Origin of the sequence: Olsenella kribbiana, from assembly GCF_036408795.1 — a bacterium.
In the GTDB taxonomy this organism is placed as follows: Bacteria; Actinomycetota; Coriobacteriia; order Coriobacteriales; family Atopobiaceae; genus Olsenella_L; species Olsenella_L kribbiana.
In genome coordinates this window covers 204957-223358 of the sequence record NZ_JAZGJP010000001.1, presented here as the reverse complement: position 1 = coordinate 223358, position 18402 = coordinate 204957, and the positions used below count along the sequence as shown (strand labels likewise).

Annotated in this window: 15 protein-coding genes; all 15 read left to right on the top strand. The window is 61.3% G+C overall.

Features of this window, described 5'->3' with window-relative positions; translation table 11 throughout:
- Positions 1 to 55 precede the first annotated feature (55 nt).
- Complete coding sequence (gene era / locus VXJ24_RS01025; RefSeq protein WP_330971162.1) at positions 56 to 1000, top strand: GTPase Era; 945 nt, start codon at positions 56 to 58, stop codon at positions 998 to 1000.
- Between the two features lie 2 nt (positions 1001 to 1002).
- Positions 1003 to 1746: a DNA repair protein RecO gene (recO, locus tag VXJ24_RS01020; protein WP_330971061.1), complete on the top strand. Its 744-nt coding sequence runs from the start codon at positions 1003 to 1005 to the stop codon at positions 1744 to 1746.
- Positions 1747 to 1926: 180 nt separating this feature from the next.
- Complete coding sequence (gene rpsO / locus VXJ24_RS01015; protein WP_330971060.1) at positions 1927 to 2205, top strand: 30S ribosomal protein S15; 279 nt, start codon at positions 1927 to 1929, stop codon at positions 2203 to 2205.
- Positions 2206 to 2339: 134 nt separating this feature from the next.
- Positions 2340 to 4586: a polyribonucleotide nucleotidyltransferase gene (locus tag VXJ24_RS01010; protein WP_330971059.1), complete on the top strand. Its 2247-nt coding sequence runs from the start codon at positions 2340 to 2342 to the stop codon at positions 4584 to 4586.
- 263 nt (positions 4587 to 4849) lie between these two features.
- Positions 4850 to 6511 carry a ribonuclease J gene (locus VXJ24_RS01005; RefSeq protein WP_330971058.1) on the top strand — a complete coding sequence of 554 codons (1662 nt, stop codon included), beginning with the start codon at positions 4850 to 4852 and terminating at the stop codon, positions 6509 to 6511.
- Between the two features lie 145 nt (positions 6512 to 6656).
- Positions 6657 to 9104, top strand: a complete 2448-nt coding sequence (locus VXJ24_RS01000; protein ID WP_430623803.1) for an FtsK/SpoIIIE family DNA translocase — start codon at positions 6657 to 6659, stop codon at positions 9102 to 9104.
- 2 nt (positions 9105 to 9106) lie between these two features.
- Positions 9107 to 10522: a helix-turn-helix domain-containing protein gene (locus VXJ24_RS00995; protein WP_330971056.1), complete on the top strand. Its 1416-nt coding sequence runs from the start codon at positions 9107 to 9109 to the stop codon at positions 10520 to 10522.
- Between the two features lie 9 nt (positions 10523 to 10531).
- Positions 10532 to 11029, top strand: coding sequence for a YajQ family cyclic di-GMP-binding protein (locus VXJ24_RS00990; RefSeq protein WP_330971055.1), 498 nt, complete (start codon positions 10532 to 10534; stop codon positions 11027 to 11029).
- The gene (rimO, locus tag VXJ24_RS00985; RefSeq protein WP_330971054.1) at positions 11013 to 12368 is read left to right on the top strand and encodes a 30S ribosomal protein S12 methylthiotransferase RimO; all 1356 of its coding nucleotides are present in this window, start codon (positions 11013 to 11015) and stop codon (positions 12366 to 12368) included. Before VXJ24_RS00990 ends, rimO begins: the two co-directional genes overlap by 17 nt.
- 1 nt (position 12369) lies before the next feature.
- Positions 12370 to 12963, top strand: coding sequence for a CDP-diacylglycerol--glycerol-3-phosphate 3-phosphatidyltransferase (gene pgsA, locus VXJ24_RS00980; protein WP_330971053.1), 594 nt, complete (start codon positions 12370 to 12372; stop codon positions 12961 to 12963).
- Between the two features lie 3 nt (positions 12964 to 12966).
- The gene (locus VXJ24_RS00975) at positions 12967 to 13494 is read left to right on the top strand and encodes a CinA family protein (RefSeq protein WP_330971052.1); all 528 of its coding nucleotides are present in this window, start codon (positions 12967 to 12969) and stop codon (positions 13492 to 13494) included.
- 189 nt (positions 13495 to 13683) lie between these two features.
- Positions 13684 to 14781 carry a recombinase RecA gene (gene recA / locus VXJ24_RS00970; protein ID WP_330971051.1) on the top strand — a complete coding sequence of 366 codons (1098 nt, stop codon included), beginning with the start codon at positions 13684 to 13686 and terminating at the stop codon, positions 14779 to 14781.
- Positions 14782 to 14786: 5 nt separating this feature from the next.
- Positions 14787 to 15464: a regulatory protein RecX gene (locus tag VXJ24_RS00965; protein WP_330971050.1), complete on the top strand. Its 678-nt coding sequence runs from the start codon at positions 14787 to 14789 to the stop codon at positions 15462 to 15464.
- A gap of 248 nt (positions 15465 to 15712) precedes the next feature.
- Positions 15713 to 17296: a ribonuclease Y gene (gene rny / locus VXJ24_RS00960; protein ID WP_330971049.1), complete on the top strand. Its 1584-nt coding sequence runs from the start codon at positions 15713 to 15715 to the stop codon at positions 17294 to 17296.
- Between the two features lie 3 nt (positions 17297 to 17299).
- Complete coding sequence (locus tag VXJ24_RS00955; protein ID WP_330971048.1) at positions 17300 to 18388, top strand: ATP-binding protein; 1089 nt, start codon at positions 17300 to 17302, stop codon at positions 18386 to 18388.
- The last annotated feature ends 14 nt before the right edge of the window (positions 18389 to 18402 follow it).

Below are 18402 nucleotides of genomic sequence, written 5' to 3'. Positions count from 1 at the left end.
CATGAACGAGATGGATGAAGACGGGCTCGACCTCGATGAGGAAGAGCGTGCAATGATGGAGAAGTTCGGGGCCGCAGCAGCTCCGGCGAAAGGCGAGGAGGATTCTGACTTCAGGAGCGGCTTTGTCGCCCTAGTCGGCAGGCCGTCTGTCGGCAAGTCGACGCTTCTCAATGCCTGCATGGGCGAGAAGATCGCTATCACCTCTCCTGTCGCCCAGACGACGAGGAAGCGCATGCGTGCTGTCATCGACCGCCCCGGCTGCCAGCTCGTCGTCGTCGATACCCCGGGCCTCCACAAGCCGAAGGATGCCCTCGGCAAGGAGCTCAACAAGGTCGCCCTGGCAGAGCTTGCCGATGTGGATGTCGTGGCCTTCCTGATCGATGCGACGCGTCCGGTCGGCAGGGGAGACGAGTGGGTCGCAAAGCATGTCGCGGCCTCGAAGGCTCCCTTCAAGCTGCTCGTGATAACAAAGGCAGACAAGGCAGAGCCCGAGACCGTGCAGCAGCAGCTCGAAGCGGCCCGTGCCCTTGCCCCCTTCGATGACGAGCTTGTCGTATCTGCCCGCGAAGGCTTCAATGTTGATTCCTTCATCGATATAGTGAGCGCACACCTGCCATATGGTCCGCGCTGGTTCCCCGAAGGCATGGATACGGACATGACGGACGAAGACCTCGTCGGCGAGTTCATCCGCGAGAAGGTGCTCCTGAACTGCCGCCAGGAGGTGCCGCACTCGGTGGCTGTGAAGGTCGAAGACATCTCATGGCCGAAGCGCGACCAGCTCTCCGTCACGGCGACGATCCTCGTCGAACGCGAGGGACAGAAGGCCATCCTTATCGGGCGCCGCGGCTCCATGATCAAGAAGATCGGCACGGCAGCCCGCAAGGACATCGAGCGCCTCTTCGGCGCTAAGGCCTATCTCGATCTCAAGGTCCGCGTCCAGCCCGAGTGGCGCCGCGATGCGAACGAGATCCGCGAGCTCGGACTCGAGGCGGACGAGTAGCAGTGCGCCGCACGCTCCACACGAAGGCAATCGTGCTCGATACGGTAAAGCTCAAGGAGCAGGACCTCATCCTCACGATGATCGGGGAGGATGGCCAGAAGAGGCGGGCGGTCGCGAAGGGTGCCAGAAAGCCCGGCGGCCGCTTTGCATCGCGCTGCGACATCCTCTGCGAGTCGGACCTTCTGCTCTCTGCCGGAAGAGGACCTCTTCCAATCGTCTCGGAAGCCTCGCTGGTCAGTGCCCATGCACCGCTCAGGGAAGATCTCGACAGCCTGAGCGCCGCATCGGCGGCAGCAGAGCTTGCCGAGAAGAGCTCCTACGAGGACATGCCGGACCCCTTCCTCTTCAAGATCCTGTCGGCCCTGCTTTCCTCGCTCGAAGGAGCGGATGAACCGCACCAGATAGTGCTGGTCTCTGCCTATGCCTTCAAGGTGCTTGCACATGAAGGGTGGAAGCCGGAGCTTGAGTCCTGCATCGCCTGCGGAGACCCGCATCCGACGCTCTTCTCTGCGGCTGCAGGAGGTGCGCTCTGTGCATCCTGTGCCCGCGAGGTTGCTGGGGCGCATGAGCTCACAGAGAACGATTTCGCCTGGATGCGGGCGCTTCTGGCGGCGACCTTCAAGGAGCTGAAGGACGCTCCAATCGATGCAGCGACCGCCCGCCTTCTTCTGATGCTTGCCCATGAATGGGGGCAGACCCATCTCGACTGCCGCCTCAAGGCATGGGAGTTCTGGCGCGGGCTCTAGGACGTGCGGCGTCTGCTTGTGCGGAGCCTGTGAGTTCGCATGCGGCTCGAGGTTCTTGGACGCTCACGCCTTTCCCTGTGGTAAAGTACTTCTCGTTGTACGTACCCTGTACCTGGTCGCACGTTCATGCCAGACGGCGAACCCAGTTCAGGGCGAATCTCATGAAAGGTGGTTCCACACATGGCAGTTACCAAGGAGCGCAAGGCCGAGCTCATGGCTCAGTACGGCAAGAACGAGAAGGACTCCGGCTCCGCCGCCGTCCAGGTCGCTCTCCTCACCGAGCGTATCAAGGGCCTGACCGAGCACATGAAGTCCCATCAGAAGGACTTCCACACCCGCCGCGGCCTGCTGATGCTCGTCGGCAAGCGTCGTCGTCTGCTTGGCTACATCAAGGCACAGGACATCGAAGAGTACCGTAGCCTCATCAAGAGCCTGGGCATCCGCGACAACATCCAGTAAGTGGGTCATTGGAAGAGGGCGCCATCGAGGCGTCCTCTTCTTTCATATGCATCCCCGAGAAGCGGGGATGCCGCATGCAGAGATGCATGCAAGACGGCCCGTCTGCAATGGGGCAGACGGAGATAAGGGGAAAAATGAAAGTAACCCATGAATTCGACCTGTACGGCAAGCACTACACGCTCGAGACAGGCGAGCTCGCGAAGCAGGCTACCGGTTCCTGCCTCGTGAAGGCTGGGGATTCCACCGTCCTTCTGACGGCGGTCGTCTCCAAGGAGCGCAAGGACTACGACTTCTTCCCGCTGACGGTCGATTTCATTGAGAAGATGTACGCCGTGGGCCGCATCCCGGGCGGCTACCTCAAGCGCGAGGCGCGTCCGAGCGAGAAGGCAACCCTCACAGCCCGCATGATCGACCGTCCTCTGCGCCCGTCCTTCCCGGATGGCTTCAGGAACGAGGTCCAGATCGTCGCGACGACGCTCGTCGCAGACCAGATCAACCCGGTCGACACCATCTGCGTCATGGCAGCATCTGCTGCCCTCACCGTCGGCGGCGTGCCGTTTGAGGGTCCGCTTGCCTGCGTGAGGATCGGCCGCAACACCGAGACGGGCGAGTGGCTCGTGAACCCGACGTACGAGGAGCGCAAGACGAGCGACCTCGACCTCGAGCTCGGCGGTTCCGCCACGTTCATCTCCATGCTCGAGGCTGGCGCTCAGGAGATCTCCGAGGACGACATGCTCGCAGCCATGGCATTCGGCCAGGAGGCCATCGCTGCCTTCTGCGAGCAGGAGAAGATCTTCTTCCAGAAGGTCCAGGAGGCCAACGGCCCGTTCCCGAAGCATGACTACATCCTCGACGAGCCCATCCCTGAGGTGCACGACCGCATCTTCGCGCACTACGACGAGATGAGCGCAGCCCTCAAGGATCCGGACAAGCTCTCCCGCATCGACAAGGTCGAGGACCTCAAGGCCAAGATCACGGCAGAGTTCACCGACGAAGAGCAGGAGACCTGGAGCCGTGCCATTCCGGTCGAGCTCAAGAGCCTCGAGAAGCATGCAATGCGCCGCATGGTCGTCGAGACCGGCGAGCGTGTCGATGGCCGCAAGGCCACCGAGGTCAGGCCACTCATGGTGAAGCCGGACTATCTGCCGCGCGTCCATGGCTCCGGCCTCTTCCAGCGTGGACAGACCCAGGTCCTCTCGGTCTGCACGCTTGGCATGCTCAACGAGTGGCAGCGCCTTGACACGATCGAGCCGGTCGAGGGCAAGCGCTACATCCACCACTACAACTTCCCGCCGTTCTGCACGGGCGAGACGGGCCGCATGGGCAGCCCGAAGCGCCGCGAGATCGGCCACGGCAACCTTGCCGAGCGCGCCCTTCTGCCGGTGATCCCCTCCGAGGAGGAATTCCCGTACACGATCCGCGTCGTCTCCGAGGTCATGGAGTCCAATGGCTCCTCGTCGATGGCATCGACGTGCGGTTCCACCCTTGCCCTCATGGATGCAGGCGTCCCCATCAAGCGTCCGGTCTCCGGCGTTGCCATGGGCCTCATCCAGGAGGAAGGCAAGACCGTCGTCCTGACCGACATCCAGGGCCTCGAGGACTTCCTCGGCGACATGGACTTCAAGGTCACGGGCACGACCAAGGGCATTACGGCCATGCAGATGGACAACAAGGCTACGGGACTCACGCCTGAGATCCTGCGCGCTGCACTCATGCAGGCACACGAGGGCCGCATGTTCATCCTCGATGCGATGCTCGATGCCATCCCTGCACCGCGCGAGCACACGAAGCCGACGGCTCCGCAGATCATCAGCCTCCACATTCCGACCGACAAGATCCGCGATGTCATCGGCTCTGGCGGCAAGGTCATCCGTGGCATCCAGGAGGAGACGGGAGCCACCGTCGACGTCCAGGAGGACGGCACTGTCTTCATCTCCGGCATCAATGGTGCAGGAGATGCAGCGGCCGAGCGCATCAAGGCTATCGTGAAGGTCCCCGAGGTCGGCGAGGAGTACACCGGCCGTGTCGTCGGCATCCAGCCGTTCGGCGCCTTCGTCGAGCTCCTTCCGGGCAAGGACGGCCTGCTCCACATCTCCCGTGTCGCAAAGGGCCGTGTCGACAAGGTCGAGGATGTCCTGAACATCGGCGACGAGGTCAAGGTCAAGGTCCTCGAGGTCGACGAGAAGGGCAAGATCAGCCTCGATCGCCTCGACAAGCCTGAGGCACCTCAAGGCTCCGGCAAGGGCCGCGAGAACGGCGAGCACGACGAGCACAGGACGCGCCACACGCGCCGTCCGGGCGACAATGGCGGCCGCAGGGCACAGTCCAATGAGGGCGATGCTCCCCGTGGACGCCAGCCCCGTCGCCACCACGACGCATAAGGCCTGAAGCAAGCCAGAATCAAAGTTCCATCCAGCATGGGCGGGAGCTCTTCGGGGTTCCCGCCCTTGTTCTCAAGAATAATCATGGCGCTTTGCTGGTAGCGTCGTTTGGCACTGCCTGCTCGGGTACTATCATAGAAAGCCTTGTGCCGGCCCTTTGGCCGCACGCTATCAGCATGGGAATGCAGCCTGGCAGAATCGACGCAGCTGGCTGCATGAAATGATCTGCATCACATCGCTACATGGAAGGAGCAGGCAGATATATGGCAAGAACTGAATCCATACCTCTCAAAGTCATTCCTCTCGGAGGCCTCGATGGCATCGGAAAGAACATGACGGCATTCGAATACGGCGACGATATGATCCTCGTCGATGCCGGCATCATGTTCCCGGATGACGATATGCCGGGCGTCGACCTCGTGCTTCCCGACTATACCTATGTCCTCGAGAACGAGGACAAGCTCCGTGGCATCATCGTGACCCACGGCCATGAGGACCACACCGGCGCGCTTCCGTACCTCATCATGGACCTCACACACCGCGTGCCCATCTTCTCGAGCAAGCTCACCCTGAAGCTCATCGAGGGCAAGCTCGAAGAGCATCGTCTCAAGAACCCGGACTTCCGCGAGGTGACCGATGGCACGAAGATCGAGCTCGGCGCCTTCACGGTGAGCTTCTTCTCGATGACGCACTCGATTCCGGCATCTCTCGGCGTCTACATCAAGACGCCTGCCGGCACCGTCATGCACACGGGCGACTTCAAGCTCGATCAGACGCCGATCGACGGCGTGCGTCCCGACTACGCCGCCATCAACCGCTTCGCCTCCATGGGCGTAGACCTTCTGCTCTCCGATTCGACGAATGCGACAAGGCCCGGCTTCACCCCTTCTGAGGCAGCCGTCGGCCCCGCTCTTCGCCACATCATCAAGAATGCGCCGGGCCGCGTCTTTGTCGCCTCGTTCTCGAGCCACATCCACCGTCTCCAGCAGATCTGCGACGCTGCGACGGCTGTCGGCCGCAAGGTCGTCGTGACCGGCAGGTCCATGGTGACGAACACGGCCATCGCACGCGAGCTTGGCTACCTCAGGATCGCAGACGAGAACATCATCGATGCCTACGACGTCGAGAACATCCCTGACGACAAAATCGTCGTCATGTGCACAGGCTCCCAGGGCGAGCCGCTCTCGGCACTCTCGAGGATGGCAAACGGCGAGCACAAGTCGCTCTCGATCCACAAGGGCGATACCGTCATCATCTCTGCAACGCCGGTCCCTGGCAACGAGAAGAGCGTCCAGGGCGTCATCAACTCGCTCTCGAAGCTCGGCTGCTACATCTACGACAAGAGCAACACGCTCGTGCATGTCTCCGGCCATGGTTCCCAGGAGGAGCTCAAGCTCATGCTCGCTATGGTGCACCCGAAGTACTTCATGCCGGTGCACGGCGAGGCAGTGCACCTGAGGGCACACGCTCAGCTTGCCCGCGACATGGGCATGGACGACGACCACATCTTCGTCGTCGACAACGGCGATACGCTCGAGATGCGCCGCCACAAGGTCCGCCGTGGCCCTTCGGTCGATTCCGGTGTCGTCTACGTCGACGGCGGCTCTGTGTCCGATGCCGATCCTGTCGTGCTGCGCGACCGCAAGCGCCTGGCAACTGATGGCATCGTCACCTGCGTCGTCACGATCTCGAGCCGCACGCACAAGGTCGCCGATATCGAGCTTTCGAGCCGTGGCTTCTCTTCGGCAAACGATGTGGAGCTCTCCGATGGCGCGGTCGATTCCGTACGCACGGCAGTCATGAAGATTGCCGATACGGCAACGGTCGATGCCATGCGCAAGGCGGCAAGGAACGGCCTTTCGAACTATCTCTGGAACAAGACGCACACGCGGCCGATGGTGATTCCGGTCGTGCTGGAGGTGTAGGTTGGCAGCAAAGAGCAAGACAGCAGCACAGAAGAATATTGCCAGGGCCCAGAAGCCGCAGGTGCAGCATCGTGCAGCGCCTGTGATAGAGCCCTCTGTCAAGCAGGACATCCTCGCCGTGCTGCTGATCGTGCTTGCCGTCGCGATGATCGTAGCGCTCGTCACGCCGACCTCTGCCGTCGTGACGACGCTTCTCGGACGTGCGCTGTCGCTGCTCTTCGGCGTTGGTGCCATACTCTGTCCGCTCGCCATTGCGCTTTTTGCTGCGACGCATTTCATGGACCGCTCGATCCTGGGCTCGAAGCGCGTGGCAGTGGGCCTTGGCCTCATCGTGCTTGCCGTCCTCGCCCTGATCTCCGTGAATGCCGGCGTTCCTGAATCAGCACCTCAGCAGGTGCTCGACCCTGCCTATATGGAGAGGGCAGGAGGCCTTCTCGGCGGAGCGCTTGCCTGGGTGCTCCTCGTCCTTGTCGGACGCATCGTTTCCAATGTCGTGCTCGTGGGCCTCATTGTCACGGGCGCCCTTGTCTGCGGCCTTTCGCTCACGAAGCTGAAGTCCGAGATGCAGGAGAAGATGTCCGCCCTGAAGCAGAGCCGCGAAATGTCCCGTGCCCAGAAGGCGGAGGCTGCTCCGGCATCTGTTGCAGATCTCGACGAGCTCTTTGCCGATGCACAGGATCCTGATGGCACCGCGCCGACGACGCTCTTCGATCCTTTGGGTGACGGCAAGACGACCTATATCGGCGACCGCAAGACGACCGTGCTCAAGAGGAACCGCAATAAGGCTCCGGTGGAGACCGAGAAGCCTGTCGATGCAGAAGAGAATGCAGACAGCAAGACGGAGAAGGCACAGAAGAGGCGCCATCCGCGTCTTTCGCTCAAGCATGTGCAGCCCGCTGCCGATATCGAGGATTCCTCCGATGCAGCAAACGAGACGCCCGATGAGGATGAGCCTGCAGCGCAGGCAGCAGCCCCTGCACCTGCAGCAGCACCTGCGCATGAGGCAGTGCCTGACTTCCTGAAGAAGGCAGCGGCGCGTGCCGAGGGCAAGAAGACACAGATCCAGAAGAAGGATGCGTCAGCTCCCGCCCAGACTGCGGCAGCTTCCTCAGCCGAGCCCGGAGAGCTTCCGCCGCTTTCCCTTCTTGAATCGAATCCTGATTCTGCCCAGTCCATGAGCTCGCAGGAAGAGCTCAGGTCCACGGCAGAGAAGCTCCAGAGCACGCTTGAGGAGTTCGGCCTCACGGCCAAGGTCACGGGGTGGGTCTCTGGCCCTATCGTCACGACGTTCCAGATCTCCATGGGCGAGGGCGAGCGTGTGAGCCGCATCACGAACCTCGAAGACGATATCGCGCTCTCGCTTGCCGCTACCTCGGTCCGCATCTTCGCGCCGATTCCCGGCACCTCGCTTGTCGGCATCGAGATTCCGAACCATGAGAGGCAGAGCGTGTGCCTGGGCGATGTCCTGCCGTATGCAAAGAGCAAGAGCCCGCTCGAGGTCGCCTTCGGCCGCGATACGGAAGGAAAGCCGATCACGGTCGATATCGCAAAGCTTCCGCACCTGCTTGTTGCTGGTACGACCGGCTCGGGCAAGTCGGTCCTTCTGAACACGATCATCGTCTCGATGCTCATGAGGGCGACGCCCCAGCAGGTCCGCATGATCATGATCGACCCGAAACGCGTCGAGTTCACGGGCTACAATGGCCTGCCACATCTCTATGTTCCGGTCGTGACCGATCCGCACCAGGCTGCAGGAGCGCTCCAGTGGGGCGTCTCCGAGATGGAGCGCAGACTCAAGGTCTTCGAGCACTACAAGGTCCGCGACATCAAGACATTCAATGCGAATATCGACGGCGACAAGTGGGCTGACATGGAGCATCCGCCCGAGCACATGCCGTACTTCGTGATCGTGATCGACGAGCTCTCTGACCTCATGATGGTCGCCCGCAAGGATGTCGAAGCCTCGATTGTCCGTATCGCTCAGCTCGGCCGCGCTGCGGGCATACATCTGATTGTCGCAACGCAGAGGCCTTCGGCCGATGTCGTGACAGGCCTCATCAAGGCGAACATCGACAACCGCGTCGCGCTCTCTGTCGACTCGTCCGTGAACTCCCGCATCATCCTCGATGCGACGGGAGCAGAGCGCCTGCTCGGCTCCGGCGACATGCTCTACCGTCTCCGCGGCAGGAAGCCGAAGCGTGCGCTTGGCTGCTATGTTTCGGACGATGAGATTGAATCCGTCGTCGCCTTCGTGAAGGACCACTTCGAGAGCGACATGCACGACGAGATTCTTTCCGCTGTCGCTCCGGGAGCTCTTCCTGGAGAGTCGAGCGGCTCGCAGGGGCCTGAGGACGACGACCCGCTCGTCTGGGAGGCAGCGCAGATTGTCGTGGATTCGCAGCTCGGCTCCACATCTGGCCTCCAGCGCCGCCTCAAGGTCGGCTATGCCCGTGCCGGAAGGATCATGGACATGCTCGAGGCAAAGGGCATCGTCGGGCCGCCTGATGGCTCGAAGCCGCGCGAAGTCCTGCTCGACGAGGCAGGCCTCGAAGAGCTCAGGATAGCTGAGGAAAAGTACCGGGAGGTCGTATAGCAATGGCAGCACGCTATAGCGCTATACTTCTTGAACGCCGCAGGCAGCTGGGCATCACGCTCGGCAAGGCAGCCCGCGACCTGCGCATGAAGGAGCAAATACTCCAGGCATTCGAGGAAGGCGATTTTGCGTCCATTCCGAGCAATGGCTATACGCAGGGGATGCTTGCCTCCTATGCGCGCTATCTTGGACTTGATGATTCTGCAGTCGTACGTCAATTCAATGAGGACCTATACGTGTACGAGCACGGAAACAATGAAAGGCGAAGACGCTCCCGCGAGCAGGTGCGCTCAAGCTATTCGGACCGCAGCAGCCGTGAGCGCTCGGGTGCCGCTGCGAGGAGCAGGAGCGCTGCTCCGCAGGGAGGATATGGACGTCCATCGCAGGGACAGCCTTATTCGCAGCGTGTGCCGCAGCAGGGCTATCCTTCGCAGCAGCGAAATCCCTACATCGATGGGACAGAGCGCTTCGGGAGGCAGGGCCAGCGCATAGAGACGCGCCCTGTCGAGCGGGGCTACACCGACGATATGAAGTACGGACAGACGACCTCTCCCTATGAGGCAGCAAACTCTGTCCGTGGCCGCGTGTCGTCGAGGAACATCGCGAACGTCCAGCGTCCGAATGTGGACAGGAGGCGTCCGCAGCCTGGACGCCATCCCCAGCGTCCGAAGTCGTTCCTCTCGAACGAGAACATGGTGATCGGCCTTGGCATACTCGTCGCAATCCTTCTGACGATCATCATCGTGATGTCGGTGAGCTCCTGCGTGAATATGGCAGCAGGGGAGAGCAGCTCGGCAGCAAGCTCCTCGGTACCGGTTTCCACAGCTGACACTACGAGCTCGCAGAGCTCGACCTCATCGAGCTCTGATGCTTCCGGGACGAAGAGCTCCTCTTCGAATACCTCTGCCCAGACGACGAGCACGAAGTCTGACGGCACGTCTTCGAGCACCACGACGACGCCGGAGAAGACGGAAGTCGTCGTGACGGTCACCGACAGCAGCGTCTCCTGGGTTGAGATCGTCGTCGACGGCAAGAGCGTCGTCGCCGAGTCCGTGACGGGTCCCTGGACGCAGACCTACGAGCCGAAGCAGTCGATGAGCATCCAGGTCGGAGATACGTCTGCAGTGACGGTCACGAAGAACGGCGAGAACCAGAGCTTCGATGCGAAGACTTCGGGTCTTGGTACCATAACGATCAAGGTGCCGCAGACGCAGACGACCACGACCGATGGAACATCGACCGATGCGAGCAAGGATTCGAAGGGTACGGATTCCTCGAGCACATCGACCGACTCCACACAGTCCGGCACGTCCAGCTCGACGAACGGCACGACCAGCACGGGCAGCACGTCTGCCACTACGAACGGCGCTTCGGCTACGAGCACGAAGAGCGCCTCCACCACGACCAGCAAGGCTTAAGGAGGGAACATGGCAAAGGAATCGAGCTTCGATATCGTTTCCGAAGTCGATCTCATGGAGGTCGACAACGCCTTCCAGCAGGCTCAGAAGGAGCTTTCGCAGCGCTATGACCTCAAGGGCACCGGCTCTTCGATCGAGTACTCGAAGAAGGACGGCACCATCACCATCAGTGCACCGTCCGAGTTCGTCGCTGGCCAGGTTGCCGACATCATGAATTCGAAGGCTGCAAAGCGCGGCATCGATCTTTCTGCCATCAAGTGGCAGGAGGCCGTGCCGGCAGCAGGAGCAACCGTGAAGAAGTGCGCTACCCTTGTCCAGGGCATCGACCAGGACACGGCAAAGCGCATTGCCAAGGATATCCGAGGCACCAAGCAGAAGGTCAAGGCGACCGTCGAAGGCGACAAGCTCCGCGTGAGCTCCGCCTCGCGTGATGCGCTGCAGGCCACCATCGCCTATCTCAGAGAGCAGGAATATGGACAGCCGCTCCAATATGTCAACTACCGCTAGCACCGAAGATCCCCGCATCCTCTATATCACGCTCGGCTGCGCAAAGAACGAGGTCGATACCGACCGCATGCGCTCGCTTCTCGGACGTGCTGGGTATGCGGAGACCCATGAGGTGGCAGACGCCGATCTGGCACTGATCAATACGTGCTCGTTCCTCGCTTCGGCGACGTCCGAGTCGATCGAGACAACGCTCCAGCTTGCCGAGGAAGCGACAGACGAAGGCGTCCGTGGCCTTCCCATCGTCATGTGTGGCTGCGTGCCGTCCCGCTATGGTGCAGAGCTTCCCGAAGAGCTTCCGGAGGTCTCGGCCTTCGTGAAGGCTGACGAGGAGGACGGCATCGTCTCGGTCGTGTCGAAGGTCCTCGGTCGCGAAGTGCCCAAGGAGGGTCCTGCCATCGACGCCGGGGCGCTCCGTACGATCGAGGGCGCAAGCGCCTATGTGAAGATCTCTGAAGGGTGCGACCGCTTCTGCGCGTTCTGCGCCATTCCTTATATCCGCGGCCGCTACCATTCGCGTCCGGTCGAGGAGATTCTCGAAGAGGTGAGGCACCTTATGGAGGGCGGTGTCCGTGAGGTCGTGCTCATCGGCCAGGACACCGGCATCTGGGGCTCCGACTTCGAAGACAAGAAGACGCTTGCCTGGCTCCTTCGCCAGGTTGCAGAGGCTGTGCGTCCCTATCATGGCTGGATCCGCGTGCTCTATCTTCAGCCAGAGGGCATGACCGACGAGCTCATCGCGACGATTCGCGATACGCCTGAAGTGCTTCCCTATATCGATATCCCCATCCAGCACTGCTCCGAGAGGATCCTGGCACGCATGGGCCGCTCCGGCTCAGAGCCTGAGCTCCGCGAGCTCTTCGCCAGGCTCCGCCGCGAGATTCCTGGCATGGTGCTCAGGACGACCGGTATGGCAGGTTTCCCGGGAGAGACCGACGAGGAGGCAGAGGAGCTTCTCGATTTCCTGAAGGATGAGGAGTTCGACTACACCTCGGTCTTTGCCTACTCGCCCGAGGAAGGCACCCGCGCTGCCGAGATGGAGGACCAGGTCCCCGAAGATGTGAAGATGGAGCGCACCCAGCGCCTCATCGACCTCGCCGAGGAGATGGGCTTCTCTGCAACGGCCAAGCATATCGGCGAGACGGTCGATGTGATCGTCGACGGCATCGAGGAAGGCGACAACGGCCCCGAGCTCATCGGACATGCCTGGTTCCAGGCGCCTGATTCCGATGGCGCGGTGCATATCGAGAGCGGCGAGGCATCTGTCGGCGATATCGTGCGCGTGAAGCTCGTGGACAGCTTCTGCTACGAGCTCGTCGGCGAGCTCCTGGGGAGCGAGTGACGTGGCAGCATCGTCGAAGAAGCTCTGGACACCCGCAAACATCGTCACCTGCATCCGTATCGTCCTCATTCCGGTGTGGTTCATCCTCGCAGCACAGCTACCAGCTGCCACAAGCAGCTTCTCGGTGCCCGCCTTCGGCATCGCGCTCTTCTACATCGTGATATCGGGAACAGACAAACTCGATGGGTATCTCGCGCGCTCGAGAAACGAGGTCACGACATTCGGCAAGTTCCTCGATCCGATTGCCGACAAGCTCGTCGTGATCTTTGCCCTTGTCTATCTCCTCATGGAGGGTTCCATGGGACCCTTCATGCTGCTTGTTGTCATCGTGCGCGAGCTGCTTGTATCGGGCCTGCGCATGGTCGTTGCAGCCAAGGGGGTCGTGATTGCCGCAAGCAATCTCGGCAAGGCGAAGACCGCCACGACAATGGTGGGCATCTGCGTCATGCTTCTGGCGCGCTCCTTCGGAGCGGGCCTCTTCCAGACGGTGCTCTACGGCCTCAGCTGGTGGATACTCGTTGCGGCGACGATCCTCACCATCTGGTCCGGTGTGGACTATCTCGTGAAATCTTGGAGCTACATTACGGAGGGATAGATCATGCAGGGAGATCAAGGCGATATCGAGGTTCCAGACGATCAGGAGCTCTACAAGGCAGCAGAGCGCGTGCTCGATTTCGGACACAGGAAAGGCCTCACGGTCGGAACGGCCGAGTCCTGCACAGGCGGCCTTGTGACAGGTGCGCTCACGGCAGTGCCTGGCTCGTCCGCTGTCGTGAAGGGCGGCATCACGAGCTATGCGATTCCCGTAAAGCACGCCGTGCTCGGCGTGTCTGATGGCATCCTCGATGCTCCTGGTGTCGGTGCTGTCTCCTCCGAGTGTGCTGAGGCCATGGCAGAAGGCGCCAGGCGCGTCCTTCTGACCGATGTCGCTGTGTCGGTGACGGGCATCGCAGGCCCTGGCGGCGAGGAGCCGGGAAAGCCTGTCGGCACGGTCTGGTTCGGGCTCTCCTGCGGCGGATTCACGAGAAGCGAGATGCACCTCCTTTCAGGCGACCGCAAGACCGTACGCCTGAAGGCAGTACGGATTGCCTTGGGCCTTCTCGCCGAGGGGCTCGAATCGCTCTGATCGAAGATGAAGCCGGCTGGGGGCCAAGGTCTCCGGCCGGCTTTCTGCTCATGGAAGATTCGTGCCAGAAACCTGCCTTCCCGGCATGCGAAGGCTGTCAGGCAGTTCCTGTATGCTGGACAAAGACGATTGACGGCGAACGATTGTTCGTCTAGCATGGCAGAGGCTGGCACAGAGCAAGGAGTAGCAATGGCTAAGAAGACCGTGACACGTGAAGTCCATCAGAAGATGTACGGCGAAGAGCGCGACAAGATGGTGGAAGCGACGACCGCCGAGATCGAGAAGAAGTTCGGCAAGGGTTCCATCATGAAGTACGGCGACGGTGCGCAGAATCTCGATATCGAGGCGATTCCGACAGGATCTCTGGCGCTCGACGCGGCGCTCGGCATCGGCGGCGTGCCACGCGGACGTATCGTAGAGATCTACGGTCCCGAGTCTTCGGGCAAGACGACGCTCTCGCTCGAGATTCTCGCTGAGGCCCAGGCCATGGGCGGTGTTGTCGCCTTCATCGACGCCGAGCACGCCCTGGATCCGGGCTATGCAGCACGCATCGGTGTCGATATCGATGAGGTGCTCATCTCGCAGCCGGATACCGGCGAGCAGGCGCTCGAGATCTGCGACATGCTCGTGCGCTCCGGCGCCATAGACGTCGTGGTCGTCGACTCTGTCGCAGCGCTCGTGCCCCGTGCCGAAATCGAGGGCGAGATTGGCGAGACGACGGTCGGCGCGCAGGCACGTCTCATGAGCCAGGCGCTCCGAAAGCTTGCCGGATCGCTTGCCAAGTCGAACACGACCTGCATCTTCATCAACCAGCTTCGCGAGAAGATCGGCGTCATGTTCGGCAACCCCGAGACGACGCCAGGCGGCCGTGCGCTCAAGTTCTTCGCATCGGTCCGCATGGATATCCGCCGCATCGACTCCATCAAGCAGAACGGCGAGGTCGTCGGCAACCGTGTGCGCGTCAAGGTCGTCAAGAACAAGGTCGCAGCTCCCTTCAAGCAGGCCGAGTTCGACATCATGTATGGCACGGGCATCTCGAAGGAAGGCTCCATCCTCGACATGGGTGTCGATTACGGTATCGTCGACAAGTCCGGTGCCTGGTTCACCTATGAGGGGGAGCGCTTGGGACAGGGACGCGAGGCTGCCAAGGAGTTCCTGCGCGAGAACCCCGATCTTTCCCAGGAAATCGACCACAAGGTACGCGTTGCCTGCGGCCTCGTGCTGGGAGACGAACGTGTCGGCGAGCCTGTCGTGGACGCTGGCAAGAAGCCGTCTGACGAGGAATAGGCGAGATGGCAACCGAAGCAGAGGCATTCAGCTGGTCCTGCACGATGCCCGAGAAGAAGGCATCCTCCTTCGACCGCAGGCGGCCGCAGGCGACGCTTGAAGCCGATGGCATGGGAAAGAGGAAGATTCCTGTCGAAGTCGCCCGTGCCCTCAAGAAGGCTGAGGCTGACAGGAGCTCTGGCTATATGTCGGCAGACGAGCTCCTTGAAGCCGAGGGCCAGATCGAGGAGCAGTGCGCCTGGCAGAAGACGGCCGAGACCCTGAACAGGCGCGACTGCACGGTATCGGAGCTCACAGAGCGCCTGGCCGAGCGGGGCTACGGACGTCCTGCCATCGACTCTGCCCTTGCGATTGCCCAGAAGAAGCACCTCGTAGATGACAGGAGATACGCGAAGCGCTTCTGCGAGCAGAAGATCCGTGCGGGATGGGGAAGGCGCAAGATTGAGCTCGAGCTGGCGCGGCGCGGCGTTGCACTCGGCGAGGACATCGGCTGGAGCGAGGCGGCAGGCGACGAGGACGAGGCTGAGCGCGCCCTTGCGTTTGCGCGCAGGAAGCACGTCTCTTCTGGCAACGAGTACCAGAAGCTTGTACGCTATCTTGCAGGCAGAGGCTACAGCTTCGAGCTCGCGACGCGTGCCGCAAAGCAGGCGCTTGCCGAGAGGCGCGGCTCAGAAGATATCTGAGCTGCCATCCACAAAAAAAGAAGAGCTTGTGACCTTACGAACATTTGACAGTATCAGATGTCGAACATACGATTGAATTACCAGCTTTGGTGATTCACGCCTTCGGCAAGCTCCGCAAGACGTTGTCCATATAACAATGGTATGTGCGTTCTGGCAGTCTTCCCTGCTGCCGGCAGTGACACCTCAGGTGGGAGGGGCCCGCATGTGCGGACTCCGCTGATGAGAAGATGAACGACTGAGGAGTCACCATGACAGTACTAGTTGCGATTGCATGTCTGGCGGTGGGTGCCCTCGTCTGCTATTTCGCCGTGACAAGGCAGAGCAGCACGAAGGTGCAGGAAGCACGCCGACAGGTCGATGATGCAAAGGCCGAGGCAGAGAAGCAGCTCGGCGATGCCCGCACCCAGGCAGAGAAGATCACTGCCGATGCCAAGAGCGCAGCCGAGAGCGCGAAGCGCGAGGCCCTGATCGAAGCCAAAGAGAAGATCATGCAGATGCGACAGGCTTCCCTCAATGAGGAGGAGCAGCGCAAGAACGAGATCCATACGCTCGAGAACCGTCTCGTCCAGCGCGAGGAGTCCCTCGACAAGAGGAACGACTCCCTCGACCGCCGCGAGCACCAGCTCCAGAGCTATCAGGGCCAGCTCGACCGCAGGAAGTCCGATCTCGACAAGATGGAAGAGAAGACGACAACCGAGCTCGAGCGCATTGCTGGCCTCTCGAGCGACGAGGCCCACGACGAGCTCATCGGCAAGATCCGCCAGCAGAGCGTGCGCGAGGAGGCACAGATCCTGCGCGAGTCCGAGCAGCGCGTCCGTGCCAAGGCCGACAAGACGGCACGCGAGATCGTCTCAACGGCCATCCAGCGCTGTGCTGCCGACCAGGCAGGCGAGATCACGGTCACGTCCGTCCATATTCCGTCTGACGACCTTAAGGGCCGCATCATTGGCCGCGAGGGCAGGAACATCCGCACCTTCGAGCAGGTAACCGGCGTCTCCCTTGTCATCGACGATACGCCTGAGACCGTCGTGCTCTCGAGCTTTGATCCGGTCCGCCGAGAGACGGCACGCGTCACGCTCGAGAACCTCATCGCAGACGGACGCATCCATCCTGCCCGCATCGAGGACATGTACAAGAAGGCCGAGACCCTCGTGAACGAGCGCGTCCGCGAGGCTGGCGAGCAGGCTGCCTTCGATATGGGTATCCACGACCTGCATCCTGAACTCATCAAGACCTTGGGTGCCCTTCGCTACCGCACGTCCTATGGCCAGAATGTCCTTTCGCACTCCGTCCAGGTCGCGACGCTCTGCGGAATCATGGCTTCCGAGCTCGGCATGGACGAGGCACCGGCAAAGCGTGCAGGACTCCTGCATGACATCGGCAAGGCCATCGACCATGAGGTGGAAGGTCCGCATGCCGTCATCGGTGCAGACCTTGCCCGCCGCTACGGCGAGAAGCCGGAGATCGTCCACGCTATCGAGGCACACCACGCAGATGTCGAGCCGGATACAGTCCTCGATGTGCTTGTCCAGGCAGCCGATGCCATCTCCGCTGCACGTCCGGGTGCCCGCCGCGAGTCTGCCGAGAACTACATCAAGCGCCTCGAGAAGCTCGAGGAGATCGCCAATGCCCATGAGGGCGTCGAACGCACCTACGCGATGCAGGCAGGCCGCGAGCTCCATGTGATGGTCGAGCCCGAGAAGATCTCCGATGCCCAGGCAACGGTGCTTGCACACGATATCGCGAAGCAGATCGAGGACGAGATGGAATATCCTGGCCAGGTCCGCGTCGTCGTCATACGCGAATCACGCGCAGTGGATACGGCAAAGTAGGCAATGGGCACAGACGCTGAGAGCCTTGCCGCCTTCATTGCAAAGACGGGACATGCAGCTTCGCTTCGCGTCGAAGAGAGCTACGGTGACGGCTTCGTCCGCCTTCGGGTGGACGAAGCCGAGCGTCGTCAGGCGAAGCATGATATCCGTTCTGTCGAAGATGCAGCAATAGAGCTTCTGCGGAATGCCCGCGATGCCGGAGCCCATACGATTCTCTTTGCGCTCCAGAAGACCGAAGGCACGCGGACGCTCACGGTTGTGGATGATGGCGGAGGAATCCCTCACGACATGCAGGAACGGATCTTCGATGCCCGTGTCACCTCGAAGCTCGATACGATGCATATGGACGCTTGGGGCGTGCATGGAAGGGGCATGGCGCTCTTCTCGATAAGGCAGAACGCCGAAGCATCCCATGTCGTTGCATCAGATCCAGGCAAGGGCACCTCGATCCAGGTTTCCTTCGATACGGCAAAGATTCCCGAAAAGGCAGACCAGTCGTCCTGGCCCGAGTGCGAGCGGGACGAAGACGGAGCAATCAAGATTGTCCGCGGCCCGCATAACCTCCTGCGCTGCTCCTGCGAGTTTGCGCTCGAGGACAAGGGCGCCTGCGAGGTCTATATAGGCTCTCCTGCAGAGACCATAGCGGCAGCACGCAGACATGTCCGCATTCCGCGCGCTGTACGCGAACGCATCCTCCAGATGAAGATCTGCGACATGCCGCTTCTGCTCCAGCTCCGGCTCGCGCCTGACGCTGAGGAGCTTGCCGATATTGCCTCAGCTCTCGGCCTCGAAATCTCCGAGAGGACCGCGCAAAGGATTCTTTCTGGCGAGATTGCGCCGGCGCAGGGCGCCTATGCGTATCTCAGAGGCAAGAAGGTTTCAGCACGCCGCAGTCCCCGGAAAGTGGACCTCGAGAAGGATGCCCGAAGTATCAAGATCTCGAAGGAGGATCTCGACAAGTTCCGTGGCATGCTGGCGCGCGATTTCCAGTATCTGGAGGATCGCTACTATATCGAGCTTGCAGCACCGCCCGAGGTCCGTGTTTCTTCAGGCCGGCTTTCCTGTACGTTCGAATTTGCCGAGGATGACTAGGCCGTAAAGTATAA

Coding starts and splice junctions, on each gene's coding strand:
- era (WP_330971162.1), top strand. CDS start 56: ATGGAGAAGTTCGGGGCCGCAGCAGCTCCGGCGAAAGGCGAGGAGGAT.
- rpsO (WP_330971060.1), top strand. CDS start 1,927: ATGGCAGTTACCAAGGAGCGCAAGGCCGAGCTCATGGCTCAGTACGGC.
- VXJ24_RS01010 (WP_330971059.1), top strand. CDS start 2,340: ATGAAAGTAACCCATGAATTCGACCTGTACGGCAAGCACTACACGCTC.
- VXJ24_RS01005 (WP_330971058.1), top strand. CDS start 4,850: ATGGCAAGAACTGAATCCATACCTCTCAAAGTCATTCCTCTCGGAGGC.
- VXJ24_RS01000 (WP_430623803.1), top strand. CDS start 6,657: ATGATCGTAGCGCTCGTCACGCCGACCTCTGCCGTCGTGACGACGCTT.
- VXJ24_RS00995 (WP_330971056.1), top strand. CDS start 9,107: ATGGCAGCACGCTATAGCGCTATACTTCTTGAACGCCGCAGGCAGCTG.
- VXJ24_RS00990 (WP_330971055.1), top strand. CDS start 10,532: ATGGCAAAGGAATCGAGCTTCGATATCGTTTCCGAAGTCGATCTCATG.
- rimO (WP_330971054.1), top strand. CDS start 11,013: ATGTCAACTACCGCTAGCACCGAAGATCCCCGCATCCTCTATATCACG.
- VXJ24_RS00975 (WP_330971052.1), top strand. CDS start 12,967: ATGCAGGGAGATCAAGGCGATATCGAGGTTCCAGACGATCAGGAGCTC.
- recA (WP_330971051.1), top strand. CDS start 13,684: ATGGCTAAGAAGACCGTGACACGTGAAGTCCATCAGAAGATGTACGGC.
- VXJ24_RS00965 (WP_330971050.1), top strand. CDS start 14,787: ATGGCAACCGAAGCAGAGGCATTCAGCTGGTCCTGCACGATGCCCGAG.
- rny (WP_330971049.1), top strand. CDS start 15,713: ATGACAGTACTAGTTGCGATTGCATGTCTGGCGGTGGGTGCCCTCGTC.
- VXJ24_RS00955 (WP_330971048.1), top strand. CDS start 17,300: ATGGGCACAGACGCTGAGAGCCTTGCCGCCTTCATTGCAAAGACGGGA.